The sequence below is a fragment of the Paratractidigestivibacter sp. genome, assembly GCF_052362415.1.
GTDB lineage: Bacteria > Actinomycetota > Coriobacteriia > Coriobacteriales > Atopobiaceae > Paratractidigestivibacter.
The window spans coordinates 8,354-9,727 of sequence record NZ_DAWEMK010000066.1; the positions used below are offsets into that span (position 1 = coordinate 8,354).

A 1,374-nucleotide genomic window follows, 5' to 3' on the forward strand; every position below is an offset into this window, starting at 1 on the left:
ACGCCGGAGTTGATCCCCACGAGCTCGGCGAGCTGGAGCAACAGGCGCGGCGGGAGGTTGTCGATGCAGAAGTAGCCCATGTCCTCGAACACATGGAGGGCCTGGGTGCGGCCGGAGCCCGACATGCCCGTGATCACGACGACGTCGGGCACGCGGTTGCGGTTCTCGGCCGCGCGCATCTGCTGGCTGGATGTGGGCATGGGCTTCTTCCCTTCTCGGTCTTCTGGTTTTGAGTATAGCGGTGACGGGGATGTGGGCGCGATCAGCACGGAGGCGGGGCAGACGGGTCAGCGATGCGGGAGGCAGACCCGCGGGGCATGCGGGCGCATGTTTGCGGGCACTTGGGAACCTGAATTGTCTAACCCCCAAACGAGGGACGTATTTAAGGCGATTCAAGGCCAAAAACGTCCCTCGTTTGGGGGTTAAGCTATTCAGCTACCCAAAACGCATCGCAGGCACAAAGAAGCCCGCCCGCGCGGTTGGAGGGATCGCGCGGGCGGGTTCTTGGTTCTCAACGAGCGCTGTCGCCACGCTGGTTGACGGATTGGAGAAGGCGCGCCGGCTCGTGGGGCGTCTGTTTGCGCTCTCGGAGAGCTACTAGAGACGTCGAGCGCTTTTAAGACACCCCCGAGACGCTTCCCGGAGCCGGGCACTCATAAGGCGCCCCCGGAATCCCGGGACGCTGGGTGCCACACCCGCTCTCTGAGGGCCCGCACTTCCCGGGACGCTAGGCGCATCCCAAGGCGCGGGGTGCTATCCCTTGCCCTGAGGGCCGGCACTCCCCTGCAGGAAGCTAGTCCTCCTGCTTGAGGGGCTTCTTCCAGAACGAGAGAATCAGGCAGCCGACGACGGAGCCGATGACGCACGCGACCAGCCACATGACCGGGTTGCCGATGACCGCGGTGACCCAGGCGCCGCCGTGAGGCGCGGGGCTCGTGCAGCCGAAGGCGGCAGAGAGGCCGCCGGCGATGGCGGAGCCGATGATGCAGGACGGCAGGACGTGGCCGGGGTCGGCAGCGGCGAACGGGATGGCGCCCTCAGAGATGAACGAGAGGCCCATGATGTAGTTCACCAGGCCGGCGTTGCGGTCGGACTTGGACCAGCGATCCTTGAAGAAGGTCGTGGAGAGGGCGATCGCCAGGGGCGGGACCATGCCGCCGACCATGACGGAGGCCATGATGATCTGGCCGGTGGTGCCAAGGCCGGAGGACGGGTCGAGCGCGGCGGTGCCGAAGACGTACGCTGCCTTGTTGAAGGGGCCGCCCATGTCGACGGACATCATGCCGCCGAGGACGAGGCCGAGGATCACGATGTTGCTCGTGCCGAGGCCGGGCTGGTCGACCAGGAAGGCGATAGCGGTGAGGATGCCGCCGC

Annotated in this window: 2 protein-coding genes; both read right to left on the minus strand. The window is 66.3% G+C overall.

What is annotated here, in order from left to right; genetic code table 11:
• A partial coding sequence (locus ACT84W_RS07285; RefSeq protein WP_444328720.1) for an RNase adapter RapZ occupies nt 1–200 on the minus strand: 200 nt, incomplete at its 3' end.
• 593 nt (nt 201–793) lie between these two features.
• Nucleotides 794–1,374 (minus strand): fructose-specific PTS transporter subunit EIIC (locus tag ACT84W_RS07290; protein ID WP_444328721.1); only part of this gene is annotated, 581 nt, incomplete at its 5' end.